Genomic DNA, 14,806 nt, shown 5'->3' with positions numbered 1-14,806 from the left:
GTCACGGCGCGATGGCGGGGACGATATCGGTGCGGGCAAAATCATCGCCGATGAAGAGCAGGGGGCAGCCGAATTCCCGGGCCGTGGCGTAGGAGAAGCAATCGCCGAAGTTGAGGGCGGCGCCGTTGATACTCTTCCCCCAGCGGTTAAATGCTTCGCCGGCCAGTCGCGCGCGATCCCTATCGACATCCACGATCGTGATGAAAGGCGATGCTAATAATTCTGTCATCTGTTTAGAGATGTTGCGACGTCTGGCGACAATCAATGCCTCTAATACTGTTCCTGCAGATATCAAGATTTCGGTTTCGCGATTGAAGACCTCACTGCATACCGATGCCTGCGGCTCAAGCAGCAGCATTGCGACAGGAGCCGAAGTGTCGATAACGATCATATCGGCAGACCGAATTCATCATAGAGAAAGTCTTGGCTGCGGGCCGCATCCGGTCCCGGCGGAAGATTTTTGCGGCGAACTTCTGCCTGGAGACGAGCAATCAATTCCGATTTTTTCTCGGGCGTAATCGATACCCTCACCTCCGGCACCAACTCAAGCTTCACGGCAGGGCCTCCGGCCTGGGTCAGGACGACCTCTTCGCCCTGTGCCGCAAGACGCACCAGCTCGGTGAGTTGCCCTTCTGCCTCGGCGATGGAAATGCGCATATCCGCCTCCTGTTCGGCGATACAGCCTAAGGCAATATGGGCGATCTATGGCAGCAGCGCAAGTTTTGGCTAGCGCAGCTCAGCGACCTCGAAAGCATCTACATCCTGCAGCAGTTCTATCAGTCCGCCAATTGCATGCGCGATCAGCGCCTCGCCTTTTTCCGCTGTGGCTGCCGCCGCGTTGCCGGCGGCTCCTTGTTCGTTGAGGTCGGACATTTTCCAGCCGAATGCGTGCGGGCCGTAGGCGCGAAGGTGGCGGAAGCGCCCTGCAAAACCCGACTGGCGGGAGGGGAAATCCGCGGTCTGGGTCATGTCTACGGCGTCTGGATGAAGCGCCAGCATGACCGACGTCTCGATATCGCCGGCGTGGATATCGATCGCCTTGTTCTCCGGAGAGATCGCGCCATCGGGCACGCCAAAGCGCGTCCAGCTTGTGGCGACGACCAGCATGTCGAAGCGGATGCGAGCCTCGGTGGCGACGATGGTCATCAGCGGCGCGTTGCCGCCGTGGGCGTTGAGCAGGACGAGTTTGCGGATGCCCAGGCGATGCAGGTCGGCGGCGATGACGAGCCAGCGTTCGATGGCATCCTGATAGGCGAGGGACCGGGTGCCGGCGACATGCAGATGCTCCGGGGAGTAGCCGACCGGTTCCACCGGCAGCACCGTGACGGGCAGGTCACTAGGCAAGCGTTGCTCGAGGCGATCGACGATGCCTGCGGCGATCAGCGTATCGGTCTCGAACGGCAGGTGCGGGCCGTGTTGTTCGTGGGCGCCGAGTGGCAGGATGGCGATCCAGCCGGCGCGTTCCCGCGGCTGCAGGTCGGTATTATTGTCTGCGAAGCGAAATGACGGTCGCGTCATGTGCGAACGTGCCCCTTGTTTATGTCAACGTCGTTTGCGATGTCATATCCCGGTGAGGCAAGAGCGGAAAGACGGCGGACACACAATGGCGAAGAAGAACAAGGACAGCAAGAAAACCAAGTCGGCCAAGAAAAAGGACCAGGCTGAGTACACGCTGGCCGATCTGTCGCCGGCGCTGACCCAGGCGGCCCGGTCGATGCGCACGGCCATCACCCGCAATCTCGGCGATAGCGGTCTCTATGCCGGGCAGGACGGTGTCATCCTGGCGCTTGCCGAGGAAGACGGCCTGCCGGCGGGCAGCCTCGCCCACAAGCTCGGTGTCAAGGCGCCGACGATCACCCGGACCATCGGCCGGATGGAGGCGCAGGGCTTCGTCGAACGCCGCGCCGATGCTGACGATGCGCGGTTGACGAAGGTCTATCTCACCGACAGCGGCCGCAACACCGTGGCGCAGATCAATGCCTCGGCGCAAGCCTGCGACGCGCTGGCAACGCGCGGGTTTTCCGAAAAGGAAATCAGGACCGCGGTGCGCCTGCTGAAAGCGATAGACAATAATCTGCTGGCCGGGGAGGGCGAGGAGCAGATCGAAGCCGAGGACTGATTTCAAATATATCGTCAAAATAACGTTGATTTTAATCGTGAACTAAATATTTTAAATCCCGGTGGCGCGAATGACGGCGTGCCGGGGAGATGATGTGGTACAAAAAATAAAACTATCGACGATTGCCGGAACGCTGGGAATTTCAACGGCGACCGTATCCCTAGCATTGCGCGACAGCCCACTTGTCGCGGCTACCACGCGGGAGCGCATCAAGGACCAGGCGCGGGCGCTCGGCTACATCTACAATCGCCGCGCCGCCAGCCTGCGAACCTCGCGCTCAGGCATCATCGGTGTCGTCGTGCACGACATCATGAACCCATTCTACGGCGAGATCCTGAAGGCTATCGAGACCGAACTCGACCGCAGCCGCCATACCTTCATCCTGTCCAACCACTACGATTCGGTCGAGAAGCAGCGGACCTTCATCGAGACGCTGCTGCAGCTCGGCGGCGACGGCGTCATCATGTCGCCTGCCATCGGCACACCGCCGGAAGATCTGGCGCTGGCCGAGGAAAACGGCATGCCGGCCATCCTCGTGGCTCGTTCGATGGAGGCGCTCGGTCTGCCGACGTTCCGGGGCGACGACAGCTACGGTATTTCGCTGGCGACCAATCACCTGATCAGCCTCGGCCATCGCTCCATCGCCATGATCGGCGGCACCGACCAGACCTCGACCGGCCGCGATCGCTATCATGGCTATGTCAACGCGCTGCGAAAGGCCGGCATCGAGGTCGATCCGGACCTGCGCATTCCGGGGCCCCGCTCCAAGCAGGGCGGCTTCGAGGCCGCCGTCCACTTTCTCTCCCTGCCGCAAAAGCCGACCGCCGCCGTATGCTGGAACGATCTGGTGGCAATCGGGTTGATGAACGGTATCGCCCGTGCCGGACTGGTCCCCGGCAAGGACATTTCCGTTACAGGATACGACGATCTGGAGGAAGCGGCCATCGCCACGCCTGCTCTGACGACGGTCTGGAACGGCCAGGCAGAGGTCGGCAGGCTTGCAGCGCGCGCGCTTTTGGATAGGCTGGCCGGCAGCCACGAACCGGACGGCATCCATCTCATAAAGCCCGAGATGCGCATCCGCCAATCCACGGAGCCCTATCGCCCGCGCTCCTGAACCATCACCGAGAGAAGTCCATGCCAGATACGCGTCCCACCGTCCTCGTTCTTTCCGACGTTCATCCTCGTGTTGCTGAAAAACTCAAGGAGCGTTTCGATGTCCTGGTCGTCGGGCGCAGCCAGCGACTGGCGATCGAGCCGGCGGTTGCCGAGCGGATCCACACCGTCGCCTCGTCAGGCACGTTCGAGTCCGCCTGGATGGACCAGCTGCCAAACCTGCAACTGATTGCGAGTTTCGGGGTCGGTTATGACGGCGTCGACGTTGCGCATGCCGTGGCGCGGCGCGTCGTCGTCACCAATACGCCGGATGTGCTGAACGACGAGGTTGCCGATACCACGATCGGCCTGCTGCTGAACACGCTTCGGCAATTCCCCACGGCCGAACAGTGGCTTCGCCAGGGGAACTGGAAAAACGGCGCCTATCCGCTGGCCCCGTTCTCGCTGACAGGACGCCATGTCGGTATTTTCGGGCTTGGACGCATCGGCAAGGAGATCGCCCATCGGCTGGCGCCATTCAAGGTGAAGATCGGCTACCATACGCGCACCCGCTATCCTGACGTCGAATACGATTATTATCCGACGTTGAAGGAGATGGCCGAGGCGGTCGACACGCTGATTGCCATCGTTCCCAAGACGGCCGCGACCCACAAGGTTATCGATGCCGAAATCATGTCGGCGCTTGGGCCGAAGGGCGTGCTGATCAATGTCGGCCGAGGCTGGTCAGTGGATGAGGATGCGCTGGCTGCCGCACTTGGCAACGGAACGCTCGGTGCAGCCGGCCTGGACGTCTTTTACAACGAGCCTCATGTTCCCGAAGCGCTGCTGGCCCTGCCGAATGCGACCTTGCTTCCGCATCTCGGTTCCGCGACGGTGCAGACCCGCAATGCGATGGCGGACCTCGTTGCCGGCAATATCATCTCATGGCTGGAAAACGGTCATGCGGTAACGCCCGTCCCGGAAACACCACTCAAGCGCTGATCCGGGGCTTGTCCTATCGGGGAGTGCGGGCCACCACATAGGCGCGTACCGCGTCCCCATAGGCTTCGAACAACTGCCGCGACGGCGTATCGGTTTCGGCCCAGTATTCCGGATGCCACTGGACACCGACGGCGAAGCCATTGGCATCGATCACCGAGACGGCCTCGACCGTTCCGTCCGGTGCCGTCGCCTCCACCTGCAGGCGGGGAGCCGGGGTGGCGATGGCCTGGCGATGCAGCGAATTGACGAGAATATCGTCGCTGCCGAGATAGCGGGCGATGCAGGAGCCTTCGCTGATCCGCACGGTCTGGCGGATGGCATACATGGCGTCGCGCTCGGGTACCGGCGGTTTACGATGATCGTCGCGGCCGGGCTTCTCCTGGATTTCGCTGTCGAGCGTGCCCCCGAGTGCGACGTTCAGTTCCTGGATGCCGCGACAGATGGCGAGCAGCGGCATGCCGCGATCGATGGCATGGCGGATCATAGGCAGCGAGGTCGCGTCACGGGCCGGGTCGAAGGGCCCGTGTTCCTCGGTCGGCTCCGTGCCATAGAGCGACGGGTGGACATTGCTCGCGGCGCCGGACACCAGCACGCCGTCGACGCGGTCGAGTATGGCGTCGGTGTCGTAGCCCTCTTCCATGGCGGGCACGATCAGCGCCATCAGGCCTGCGGCATTGAGAGCGGCGCGGATATACTGATGCTGGACCGCGTGCCATCCGCCGCCCTCCATCGTCCGGAAGTCGGCAGGAATGGCGATGATTGGCTTGGACATGCAAGGCTCCGGTAAAAATGCCCGATTTATAAGATCGTTAGGAACGTAGAATGCTATCGAAGTCAAGATTCCGCGCTGTCTGCGGGGATACTGAGGGTTGAAACGCGGGGGTTGAAATGTTTAGTTCGAACCGGCCGTACCGAGACCGGCACGGGTGGACGCCCTGCCGGTTTGTCCACGGGGGAGAATTGTGATGGATCGTCGTTCCTTCATCAGGAAAGCGGGTTTGATGGGGGCTTCTGCCACCGCTTCGACGGCGCTGGCCGCGCCCGCGCTTGCACAGCAGACGCCGAAGGTCACTTGGCGTATGACCTCGTCCTTTCCGAAAAGCCTCGACACGATCTATGGCGGCATCGATGACATTGCCAGCCGGGTTTCGGATGCCACTGACGGCAATTTCACCATCCAGACGTTCGAAGCCGGCGAGATCGTTCCGGGCCTGCAGGCTGCTGATGCGGTGAGCGCGGGCACTGTCGACGCCGCCCACACCTGCTCCTATTATTTCTGGAACAAGGATCCCACTTACGCCATCGGTACGACGCTGCCGTTCGGTCTCAATGCGCGACTGACGAACGCCTGGTACTACCAGGGAAACGGCAATGCGCTGATGAACGAGTTTTATGCGACGCAGGGGCTCTACGGTCTTCCGGCCGGCAATACCGGCGTGCAGATGGGCGGCTGGTTCCGCAAGGAGATCAATACGCTCGACGACCTGCGCGGGCTCAAGATGCGCATCTCGGGGCTGGCCGGCAAGGTGATTTCGAAGGTGGGCGTCGTCCCGCAGCAGGAGCTTGCTGTTGGCGATATCTATTCGGCGCTGGAAAAGGGCACGATCGACGCGTGCGAGTGGGTCGGTCCCTATGACGACCTGAAGCTTGGATTCCAGAAGGTTGCGAAGTTCTATTATTATCCAGGCTGGTGGGAGGGTGGCGCGGTCATCCACGCGCTCTTCAACCTCGAAAAATGGAATGCGCTTCCGAAGTCATACCAGACCGTCCTTGCCGACGCCTGCGCCTTTGCCAACTCCAACATGCTGGCAAAATACGATGTGAAAAACCCTCAGGCTCTGAAGGCGGTCGTCAGCCAAGGCGTAACGCTGCGGCCGTTCAGCCAGGAAATTATGGAAGCCTGCTTTCAGGCAGCCGCGGCGATCTACGCTGATCTTTCAAAGGCAAATCCATATTTCAAGAAGATCTATGACGATCAGGTTGCTTTTAAAAAGGATGCCTATCTCTGGATGCAGCTTTCCGAGTACACATTCGACACATTCATGATGATCCAGCAACGTGCGGGCAAGCTTTGAGCCATGTTCCTGGCCTATAGGCAGGTCGAGATCGCACATTAAAAAGTCGCGGTAAAAGCGAAGTTTTAATACTGTCGCCGGTGTTCGATAGACGTTGCAATCGTTAATGCCTGTCCAATGTCAGGCGAATGGGCAATTATTTTTTAAGGGGTTTGACCTATTGTCCGCCGCGTATCAGGGGGACTGTGGATGAAGCCTCAAGACCCGAACGGCGTTCCGACAGATGTCTACCTGTCATTCGTAAGTTCACTGTTTGGAAATCGCAGCACGCTTTTCACGGGCATGATCGTGCAGATCATGACCTATGCTGCCGTCTTTTCAAAATCCGGGTCGCACTTCTATCTCTACCTCACAGCTGTTTTCATCGCCGTCTGCGCCTATCGCATCTATTGGTTTCATCGCTTCGATACGGCCGACAAGTCGGCGATGAGCCGTGAGGATATTGCGCTGTGGGAGCGCCGCTATCTGTACGGGGGCGTCTCCACCACCACGCTCCTTGGTATCGGCAGCGGCTTTGCCGTGTTTGTCCTGCAGGACATGTTCGCCGAGATTGCCTGTGTGGCGGTCACGCTTGCCTCGATGGTGGCGGTTGTCGGACGCAATTACGGATCTTCGAAGGCGGTCAACCTCCAGACGATCTCCGCATCGCTGCCGATCAGCCTCGGCTTCCTGCTTTTGCGCGATCCCTATATGCAGCTGTTGTCGGTGACCCTCATCCCCTTCGTGCTGACGACGCGGTCGATGGCCACAGGGGTGCGGGAGTTTCTCTACAAGAACGTGCTCGCGGCGCGCGAGATCTCGCTGATCAACGATCGCTTCGACACGGCGCTCAATAACATGACGCACGGCCTGTTCATGCTGGATGCGAACAATCGCATTCTGGTCGTCAACCGCAAAGCCTGCGAACTGCTGCATCTAACAAACCAGGAGCAGCTGAAGGATTGCGAACTCGACGTGGTGCTGCGCTACGGCGTGCGCAATTCCTTCATCGACGGCTCGCTACCTAGCTTGATCCAGCGGCAGCTGGCGCAGCTTGTCGACGGTTCGCTGTCGCGGACGCTGATCCAGTTCAGCGAAAACCTGTTCCTCGAATTTTCTGCCAGCCGTCGTGGCGATGGCGTCGTCATCCTGATCTTCGAGGATGTGACCTCCCGCATCCGCGCTGAGCGCAAGATCCTGCATATGGTGCGCTACGACGCACTGACGGGCCTGCCCAACCGCGAATATTTCATCGATCGCGTCAAGGAAAGCCTTGTCGCGCGTGCGAAACCTGGAACGATTGGCTTTGCCGTTCTCGACATCGACGAGTTCAAGCATGTCAACGATATCAAGGGACATATCGTCGGCGACCACCTGCTGGCCGAGATCGCAGCCCGTCTGAAACGGGAGGCGAAAGATGTCGCGCTGGTAGCGCGGCTGATGGGCGACCAATTCGTGGTTTTCTTTCCCAACGAGGACGATGTCGCAGATCTCGGCCATCGCATACGCATCCTGCATGCGGCCATCGGCGGCAACTACGAGGTCGACGACACCACCTTCCGGATCTCTGTCAGTGCGGGCTACGTGATCATCGGCAGCCAGGAATTCCGCCCGGAAGAATGGCAGATCAAGGCCGACCTTGCGCTATTCGAGGCGAAATCCCGCGCCAAGGGAAGCTGCTCGGAGTTCGAGGAGGAGATGGACGAGCGCTACATAGAGCGTCAGAAGCTCAAGGAAGAGCTGCGCGAGGCCATAGAGCAGGGCCAATTGCAGGTCGCCTACCAACCTATGTTCCTGCCCGACGGCAGCCGCATCGATTGTTGCGAAGCGTTGTCCCGCTGGCACCATCCCGAACGGGGCATGGTGCCGCCTGACACGTTCGTGCAGATTGCTGAAGACATGGGTATCGTTTCCGGCATAACCCACCATATCCTCAACCTTGCCTGCCACGATTGCATGGCCTGGCCCGAAACGATTTCTGTGTCCGTCAACCTTTCCGTCCAGGACCTGCGCAGCAATGCTATCGTCTCCGTGGTGCGCAAGGCGCTGGCGGCATCGGGCCTGCCACCAGCGCGCCTGCATCTCGAGGTGACGGAAAGCTGCCTTATGGATGAGCTTGCGACGGTGGGGGCCATCCTGACCGAGCTGCGCAGCATGGGTATAACCATTGCCATCGATGACTTTGGCACCGGTTTTTCCAGCCTGTCCTATCTCGACTCGCTGCCGATCGATGTGGTCAAAATCGACCGCTCGTTCGTGCGCAACATCACCGAGGACGAAAGGCGGCTCAAGCTGCTGCGCGGTACTGTCAATCTCTGCCGCGAACTGGGCCTTCAGATCGTCGTCGAGGGCGTCGAAACGCAGGACCAGCTCCACCTCATCAACCAGTATTACTGTGCAGATTTTGTGCAGGGCTACGTGTTTTCGAAGCCAGTTTCGAACGCTACGCTGCTGTCGATGGTGGCCGTTCTCGATGCAAAACGTGCCACCACGGTCGTAGAATATGTCGCGTAAAAAGATATCGAATTTCGCTAAAAAATCACATTTTCATACACTGAAGTTTCTATGTCATTGATTTTATTTGCGTTATTGGAAGACGTTAACCCTAATAAAATGTATCTTAATTAATTTTTAATCGCTCATTGCGAGATGGATCGCGCTCACGCATTAATCTCCTATTAGGAATTCAGGGCGTTGGCGTCATGCGTAACGAAGTTGTTCAAAGCAGTTTTTCAAACAAGCTTCTCGAAGTTCTGGATCACATCGAATACCGCCGCGTCGAGACACAGGAAGACATGGAAGAGGTGGCAAGGATGCGATACCGCGCCTACAAGCTCGCCAACATCCTGACACTCGATGGCGCCAAGCTTATAGATGCCGTCGATTTCGACGATCATGCCTATGTCTTCGGCGTCTATTTCGACGAACGGCTGATCAGTACGGTGCGTATTCACCACGTCACGCCGGACCACCGCATCAGCATCACCCGCGATATGTACCCGAAGGAAATCGATGCTTTTCTCGACAGCGGCATGACGCTGATCGATCCCGTCCGTTTCGCCGCCGCCCCCGAGATCATCGGTGAAATGCCGGCCTTGCCGTATCTTACCCTGCGGATCGCTTCGATGGCAGCCGATTACTTCGATGCCGACAGGGTGCTGCAACTGGTCAGTCCGCAACATGCGCCGTTCTACAAACGGGTATTTTCCGCCGATACGGTGGTTCCGGCGCAAACGGGCGTTGGAAAATACAATATACCGCTGACCCTGATGGCGACGCGGACGCGGGAGGTGCGAACCGCTCTCTACGAACGCTTCCCCTTTTTCATCTCCGAGCCCTACGAGCGTCGCATGATGTTCCAGCGTTCGGAAGCCATGGGCTCGACGCCGCTGACCATTCTGCCGACGGCCCGCTTTGCTGCCGCCAACCGTGCCGGAGCGTTGCGGCAGGCCTGAGCCTCATCTCCTGCCGCGCAGGCGTCACGCATTGCCTCTTGTCTCGCTTTATGAGAGCATCGATGCGGGAGAGCCATCGACCGTGCCTTGGTGCAAGGGCGTAGGTCGATTGGCGCGCAAGAGGAGGAAATCACCATGGCAGAACATCCGACCGGTCCATCCGAAACCGGCGCTCCGATGGACTATAACGAGCACGAGAAGACCTATTCCCTGTTCTTGAACGGCGCCAAGCTGCTGAGCGTGTTCGTGGCGGCACTGCTGATTGCCATGGCCGGCGGGTTTTTCGGCCACGCGGGACTGGTGGGTGGCGTGCTCATCTTCGTGGTTGTCGCCGTCGTCGGATATATCATGACGCGCTGAGTGCCGATTCGCCGGCGCGCGTCAGCGGCCGTGCTTGTTCAGAGGCGTACCGGACGTGAAGCGCCCGAAACGCAACGGCGCCAGGGAGGCGTCTGGCGTGCCGCCGATGATTTCGTTGGCAGCCAGCAGGCCGACCAGTGGCGCCAGGGTAACGCCGGAATGCATCACCGCAAGGTATAGGCCGGGCGCTTGCCCGGTATCGCCGATGATCGGGAAGCCATCGACGGGCGTCGGGCGATAGCCGACGGTGTATTGTTCGAGCTCCAGATCCGCAGCATTGTCCAGCATCGTCCGTACCTCGGCAAACAGGCGGTCGGCGACGCCCTGAGGATCGCTGCCGGGATCGCTGCCGCCAAAATCGCCGCCGGCGATGATGCGGCCCTCTGTTGTCTGGCGCATATGCAGATGCGGGGCGATGACGAGGCCGTTCAAGCGTTTTGCGTATGGCTTCGAATGAACGATGAGGCCGGGCGGCGATGTAACCGGCAGGTGGATGCCGATGGAAGCAGCAATTGCGGCCGATCCCGTGCCGGCAGCCAGCACGACATGATCGGCCATGAGCGGGCCATCGGCCGTTCTGACGCCAACGATGCGACCGTCTTTCTCGATGAGCGCTTCAACGACGAGATTTGGCAGGAATGTCGTTCCCAGGCGAAAGGCATCGCCGAGCATGCAGCGAGCAGCGATTTCGGGCTCGACGGAGCCTTCCTCGGCCGCAAAAAGAGCAAATTCCGGCGGGTTAGTCAGGTGCGGTTCGATGGCGCGGATTTCATCGCGGGTGACGGAGCGCAGATCGTAGCCCCCGCCACCATGCTCGACGGCATAAGCTTCCAGCTGGCCAACGGACAAGTCGAAGCACAGGCCGCCGGTCCACTGCAGCGGCAGCGTTGGCAGGTCTTCGGCCATTCGCTTCCATTCCTGCATCGCGCGCAGCCGTAGCCGAAAATAGAATTCCGGGTTGCCCCAGCTGGCATTTATCCAGGCAAAGGAATTCGGCGTCGCGTCGCCACCGGTCTTCGTGGCGACGACGGTAACGGAGGCGCCGCGCATTGCCAGATGCCAGGCGATGGATGCGCCGACGATGCCGGCGCCGATGACAATGATTTTGGGGGACGCGGATATAGACTGGGCCAAGCGGTGCCTCGCATGTCAGTGGCGTCTCGTCTTTATAAAAAGTGCGTCACTCAGGCAGGCATTGCGAAGCGACGCCTATCGCAAGATCTCGGGATGCCCGGCGCTGGTTGCGCCGGGGGTATCGTTCGATCAGCCGCGAAGACGGGCGAGGCCATCCTTGGCCGGCTGGAAGCGCGGGTCGAGATTGAGGGCGTGCTGGTAGGACTTCTGTGCCTTCGCCTTGTCACCGCGCTGTTCGTAGACCAGCGCCTGGTTCGACCAGGATTCCGCCACCTTGTTGTCGAGGTCGATGGCGTGGTTGAAGTCGGCAAAGGCGTTGTCGAGATCCTTGTTGGCAATGTAGGAGATGCCGCGACCGTTGTAGGGCTCCGGTGAATTCGGAGATAGCGAGATCGCCTTGGAGAAATCGTCGATTGCCTTCTCCTGCTGGCCGCGCTTCTGGAAGATCAAGCCGCGCCCGTGATATGCGCGGCCGTCCGTCGTGCCGAGCTGGATCGCCTTGGAGAAATCGTTGAAGGCCTGGTCGTCCTGTCCGGCGAGGCGGTAGATATTACCGCGACCGATATAGGCGACATCGTAGTTCGGGTTGATCTGCAGCGCCGAGGAATAATCGGCGGCGGCTTCCGCCTGCTTGCCCATGTTGCGGTAGACCAGCGCGCGGTTGGCGTAGGCCTGGTAGAATTTCGGATTGAGCTGGATCGCCTGGTTGAAGTCGGCGAGCGACTTGGAGAATTCGCCGGCGCGGCCATAGGCCGATCCACGCACGTTGTAACCCTCCGGATCGGATGGATTGGCGGCGATGACGGAGCTCAGCGAAGAGATGTTTTCCTGCGATCCCTGCGCCTTGTCGATGCGGATGACCGCGTCCGTGGAGTTCGTCTGGCATCCGGCAAGGCCAATCGCGGCGACGAGCGCCAGAAGCGGCAATGCTGACTTGCCGGCCCTGCAAACAGAAGCGGACCGGATCGGGGTTCGGGACTGTTCATGCGTCATAAATGCCATTCCGGATTTCGCTTTCCATGCGGTCAGATCGGGCTGTGCCGAGAGATTTGTTCATAAACTAAGATGGCGGCGGCGAATGATTCGCCCCGCCACAGATACATTCGAAAACGTCGAAATAACGACTATCCGATCTTTCCTTCGCGCTGCATCTTCTTCTTGAGCGCGCGGAGCGCTTGGTCGACCTTGTTGTCGCGGACAAGTACCTGCACGAGAACACCGTTCCCCGGTTCGATTGCACCCCGCCAACCAGCCGGTCCGAGTCGCCGACCCTGAAGGCAAAATTGTGTCGCTAGCCCAGCCAGAGACCGGGCGATTGGTCGTGGGCGATAGCAGATTGGGGGGTGGAAGTCTAGATGAGGGGACGGGGCAGGCCGGGAAAAAGGGAAGTGCGGGGCGCCATAGCTCGCGACGGACATGCCCGTTTTATGTCGTACGCTTCGGCGCCGGGACAGGGCCTGGTCAAGGCAATGGAGATCGCACGACGGAATGCGAAAGCGGCTCTCTATCGGCGGGACGCATATGGTCATAGGGTGAGGGGCCACATGGGCGCCCGGACGAACTGGTCGGAGGCGCTGCGCGCGGCCGGTTCGTGGTTGCCGAAGAGCGACAAGGCCGAGGTGCTGCCTCTGTCCGGTGCTGCTCGAAATCGAGGCAGCCTATGGCCCGGTCGAATGGTTCATCGGCGCTTTTCGAGGTGGGGTCGGCGCCCGCTTGCGGCGAACGCCGGTTGGTCATTGGCTTAGCGGGCGATGAAGCCGCCATTGATGAAGAGGGTCTGGGCTGTCACCCAGCCGCCGCCCGGGCCGACCAGGAACTCGATCAGTGGCGTGATTTCGTCGATCTCGCCGAGGCGGTTCTGGGGGCTCATGCCGGAGAGAAACGCTTTCGAATCGTCCGTCTCCACTGGATAGAAGAACGAGGTGTTGAGCGGGCCAGGTGCTACGGTATTGACCGTGACGCCCCGGTGGCCAATTTCCTTGGCAAGGGCGCGTGTGAAGTGTTCGAGCGGTGCTTTTGAGCCGGCGTAGATTGCGTAGAGCCCGGTCGTTGCCGCCTGCAGAGTCGTGCCGATGTTGATGATCCGGCCGTTGTCGGCGATACGCTTGGCTGCCTCCTGCATGCAGAAGAACGCCGCCTTGCTGTTGATGGCGAAGCTCTGGTCGAACTCGGCCTCGGTGATTTCCACGAAGGGCTTCTTGACCACCTTGCCGACTGTGTTCACCACGATGTCGAGTTGGCCGAACGTCTCGTCGACCGCGTCGAACAACTTCACGACGTCGGCGACCTTTGTCAGGTCGGCGCTGAACAGAAGCGCCTCGGCACCGTAATGCTTGATCTCCGCGGCGGTCTCTTCCGCTTCGCCCCGGGATGCTTCGCCGTGATAGTGGACCGCCACGCCGCGGCAGCCGTTGCGCGCAAGCATGACGGCATAGGCCCGGCCCTGGTTGCGCGTTGCACCCATAACCACTGCAACCTTGCCATCGATGTTTTTGATCGTGTCGTTGGTCGTCATTGTCTTTCTCCTTGTTGATGACCAAGAAGTAGGCGACATGGAGTGGTGCGGCTTTCAGGATACGCGCATCGTTGTTAGTAAATCCGCACGCCGGACGGAGAACAGACATGTCAGATGCCATTTCGCCCGAAGCACCCCATGTCGCCACTGCCGATACGCCGGTGCCGAACTGGGGCCGGCTCGTCCGTTCGGATTTCGGGACGGCTGCGTGGAACCGGCGGAACGCCGGCGAGATCAGCCAGTCGATCCCCCATCATCTCGTGCTTTTGTCCTTCAAGCCCTTCAGCAACCGCGAGTCGCGCCTCGGCGGCACGCGGATCCGCACCGCTTCGGCTGCCAGCGGGTGCTGCGAGATCGTGCCGGCAGGCGCGGACTACTGGGCACGCTGGCATGAGCCGAAGGAGGTGGCGGCGTTCTCTCTGTCGCAGCCATGGCTCGATGATCTGGCGCAGTCCGACCTCGATCTGCCGGCCGCCACCGTCGTCGCGGACGCCTTGCCGGTCGTCGACCGCCGTGTCGGGCTGCTCGGCGGCATGCTGCGAGACGAGCTGCGTTCGGGCACGCACGGGACAATGGCGAGCCTCGAGCTTGATTCGCTCCTCAACCTGCTCGGCATCCACCTTATCCGGCAATATGGCGTGGCTCGGCCTCAGAAGGATCTGGGCGGCCTGTCGGACCGGCAGTTCCGCCAGGTGCGCGACCACATGCAGGCGCATCTTACAGAGGGCGTCCGGCTCGATGCCCTGGCCGCGCTGGTCGAGCTCTCGTCAAGCCAGATGCTGCGCTCCTTCCGGCGCCGGACGGGGACGAGCCCGCACCAGTATTTCACCCGCCTGCGCCTCGATCAGGCCCGCGCACTGATCGTCAATGGACGGCTGCCGCTGGCCGAGATCGCGCTCAACTGCGGCTTCTCCAGCCAAAGCCATCTCACGGCCATCATGCGCCGGGAAGATGGCCTGACCCCCGGCGCGCTGCGGGTATAGGCGTCACGCGGTTCGGGAAGCCGGTATGCTCACCTGTCCACGCATACCGAAGGCTGCATTTCCTTCCTCTTCAGCCAGACTGCCGCCAG

15 protein-coding genes and 1 pseudogene are annotated in these 14,806 nt (G+C 60.5%); 8 read left to right on the top strand and 8 right to left on the bottom strand.

The features are described from left to right. Position 1: 1 nt before the first annotated feature. The 3 genes from J5289_RS16515 to J5289_RS16505 all read right to left on the bottom strand — a co-directional run bounded on the left by J5289_RS16515 (position 2) and on the right by J5289_RS16505 (position 1,518). Positions 2–391: a type II toxin-antitoxin system VapC family toxin gene (locus J5289_RS16515; protein ID WP_209206454.1), complete on the bottom strand. Its 390-nt coding sequence runs from the start codon at positions 389–391 to the stop codon at positions 2–4. Continuing rightward, complete coding sequence (locus J5289_RS16510) at positions 388–657, bottom strand: type II toxin-antitoxin system Phd/YefM family antitoxin (RefSeq protein WP_209184925.1); 270 nt, start codon at positions 655–657, stop codon at positions 388–390. Before J5289_RS16510 ends, J5289_RS16515 begins: the two co-directional genes overlap by 4 nt. Positions 658–726: 69 nt before the next feature. Continuing rightward, positions 727–1,518: a creatininase family protein gene (locus J5289_RS16505; protein WP_209184924.1), complete on the bottom strand. Its 792-nt coding sequence runs from the start codon at positions 1,516–1,518 to the stop codon at positions 727–729. Between the two features lie 85 nt (positions 1,519–1,603). Here J5289_RS16505 and J5289_RS16500 point away from each other — a divergent pair, with 85 nt between their 5' ends. The 3 genes from J5289_RS16500 to J5289_RS16490 all read left to right on the top strand — a co-directional run bounded on the left by J5289_RS16500 (position 1,604) and on the right by J5289_RS16490 (position 4,216). Then, positions 1,604–2,119, top strand: coding sequence for a MarR family winged helix-turn-helix transcriptional regulator (locus tag J5289_RS16500; RefSeq protein ID WP_142830496.1), 516 nt, complete (start codon positions 1,604–1,606; stop codon positions 2,117–2,119). Between the two features lie 94 nt (positions 2,120–2,213). After that, positions 2,214–3,236, top strand: coding sequence for a LacI family DNA-binding transcriptional regulator (locus tag J5289_RS16495; protein ID WP_111218794.1), 1,023 nt, complete (start codon positions 2,214–2,216; stop codon positions 3,234–3,236). Between the two features lie 20 nt (positions 3,237–3,256). Further along, a complete protein-coding gene (locus J5289_RS16490) occupies positions 3,257–4,216 on the top strand; it encodes a 2-hydroxyacid dehydrogenase (protein ID WP_209184923.1) in 960 nt (319 codons plus the stop codon). A gap of 13 nt (positions 4,217–4,229) precedes the next feature. Here the strand turns inward: J5289_RS16490 and J5289_RS16485 are convergent, their stop codons facing one another. Then, entirely contained in the window at positions 4,230–4,988 is a 759-nt protein-coding gene (locus J5289_RS16485) for a gamma-glutamyl-gamma-aminobutyrate hydrolase family protein (RefSeq protein WP_209184922.1), read from the bottom strand. Positions 4,989–5,181: 193 nt separating this feature from the next. On the opposite strand from J5289_RS16485, the gene J5289_RS16480 reads away from it, so the two are divergent. The 4 genes from J5289_RS16480 to J5289_RS16465 all read left to right on the top strand — a co-directional run bounded on the left by J5289_RS16480 (position 5,182) and on the right by J5289_RS16465 (position 10,085). Then, positions 5,182–6,291, top strand: a complete 1,110-nt coding sequence (locus tag J5289_RS16480; protein ID WP_209184921.1) for a TRAP transporter substrate-binding protein — start codon at positions 5,182–5,184, stop codon at positions 6,289–6,291. A gap of 189 nt (positions 6,292–6,480) precedes the next feature. Further along, on the top strand, positions 6,481–8,784 hold the full coding sequence (locus tag J5289_RS16475) for a bifunctional diguanylate cyclase/phosphodiesterase (RefSeq protein WP_209184920.1): 2,304 nt from the start codon (positions 6,481–6,483) through the stop codon (positions 8,782–8,784). Between the two features lie 188 nt (positions 8,785–8,972). Then, positions 8,973–9,725 carry a hypothetical protein gene (locus tag J5289_RS16470; protein ID WP_209184919.1) on the top strand — a complete coding sequence of 251 codons (753 nt, stop codon included), beginning with the start codon at positions 8,973–8,975 and terminating at the stop codon, positions 9,723–9,725. A gap of 135 nt (positions 9,726–9,860) precedes the next feature. Next, on the top strand, positions 9,861–10,085 hold the full coding sequence (locus J5289_RS16465) for an aa3-type cytochrome c oxidase subunit IV (RefSeq protein ID WP_209184918.1): 225 nt from the start codon (positions 9,861–9,863) through the stop codon (positions 10,083–10,085). Between the two features lie 21 nt (positions 10,086–10,106). Here J5289_RS16465 and J5289_RS16460 read toward each other — a convergent pair whose 3' ends face one another. From J5289_RS16460 to J5289_RS16445, 4 genes and pseudogenes are all read right to left on the bottom strand, one after another. Then, the gene (locus tag J5289_RS16460) at positions 10,107–11,219 is read right to left on the bottom strand and encodes an FAD-binding oxidoreductase (RefSeq protein WP_247749179.1); all 1,113 of its coding nucleotides are present in this window, start codon (positions 11,217–11,219) and stop codon (positions 10,107–10,109) included. A 129-nt stretch (positions 11,220–11,348) separates the two neighbouring features. Next, positions 11,349–12,212, bottom strand: a complete 864-nt coding sequence (locus J5289_RS16455) for a tetratricopeptide repeat protein (RefSeq protein ID WP_224127942.1) — start codon at positions 12,210–12,212, stop codon at positions 11,349–11,351. Positions 12,213–12,355: 143 nt separating this feature from the next. After that, positions 12,356–12,454, bottom strand: a pseudogene (locus tag J5289_RS29850) (30S ribosomal protein S21); the annotation flags it as partial. A gap of 506 nt (positions 12,455–12,960) precedes the next feature. Next, complete coding sequence (locus J5289_RS16445) at positions 12,961–13,734, bottom strand: SDR family oxidoreductase (RefSeq protein ID WP_209184917.1); 774 nt, start codon at positions 13,732–13,734, stop codon at positions 12,961–12,963. A 107-nt stretch (positions 13,735–13,841) separates the two neighbouring features. On the opposite strand from J5289_RS16445, the gene J5289_RS16440 reads away from it, so the two are divergent. Beyond that, positions 13,842–14,717: a helix-turn-helix domain-containing protein gene (locus J5289_RS16440; RefSeq protein WP_209184916.1), complete on the top strand. Its 876-nt coding sequence runs from the start codon at positions 13,842–13,844 to the stop codon at positions 14,715–14,717. The last annotated feature ends 89 nt before the right edge of the window (positions 14,718–14,806 follow it).

Source organism: Rhizobium sp. B230/85, assembly GCF_019355735.1.
GTDB lineage: Bacteria > Pseudomonadota > Alphaproteobacteria > Rhizobiales > Rhizobiaceae > Rhizobium > Rhizobium rhododendri.
This window is presented reverse-complemented; position numbering and strand designations above follow the sequence as displayed.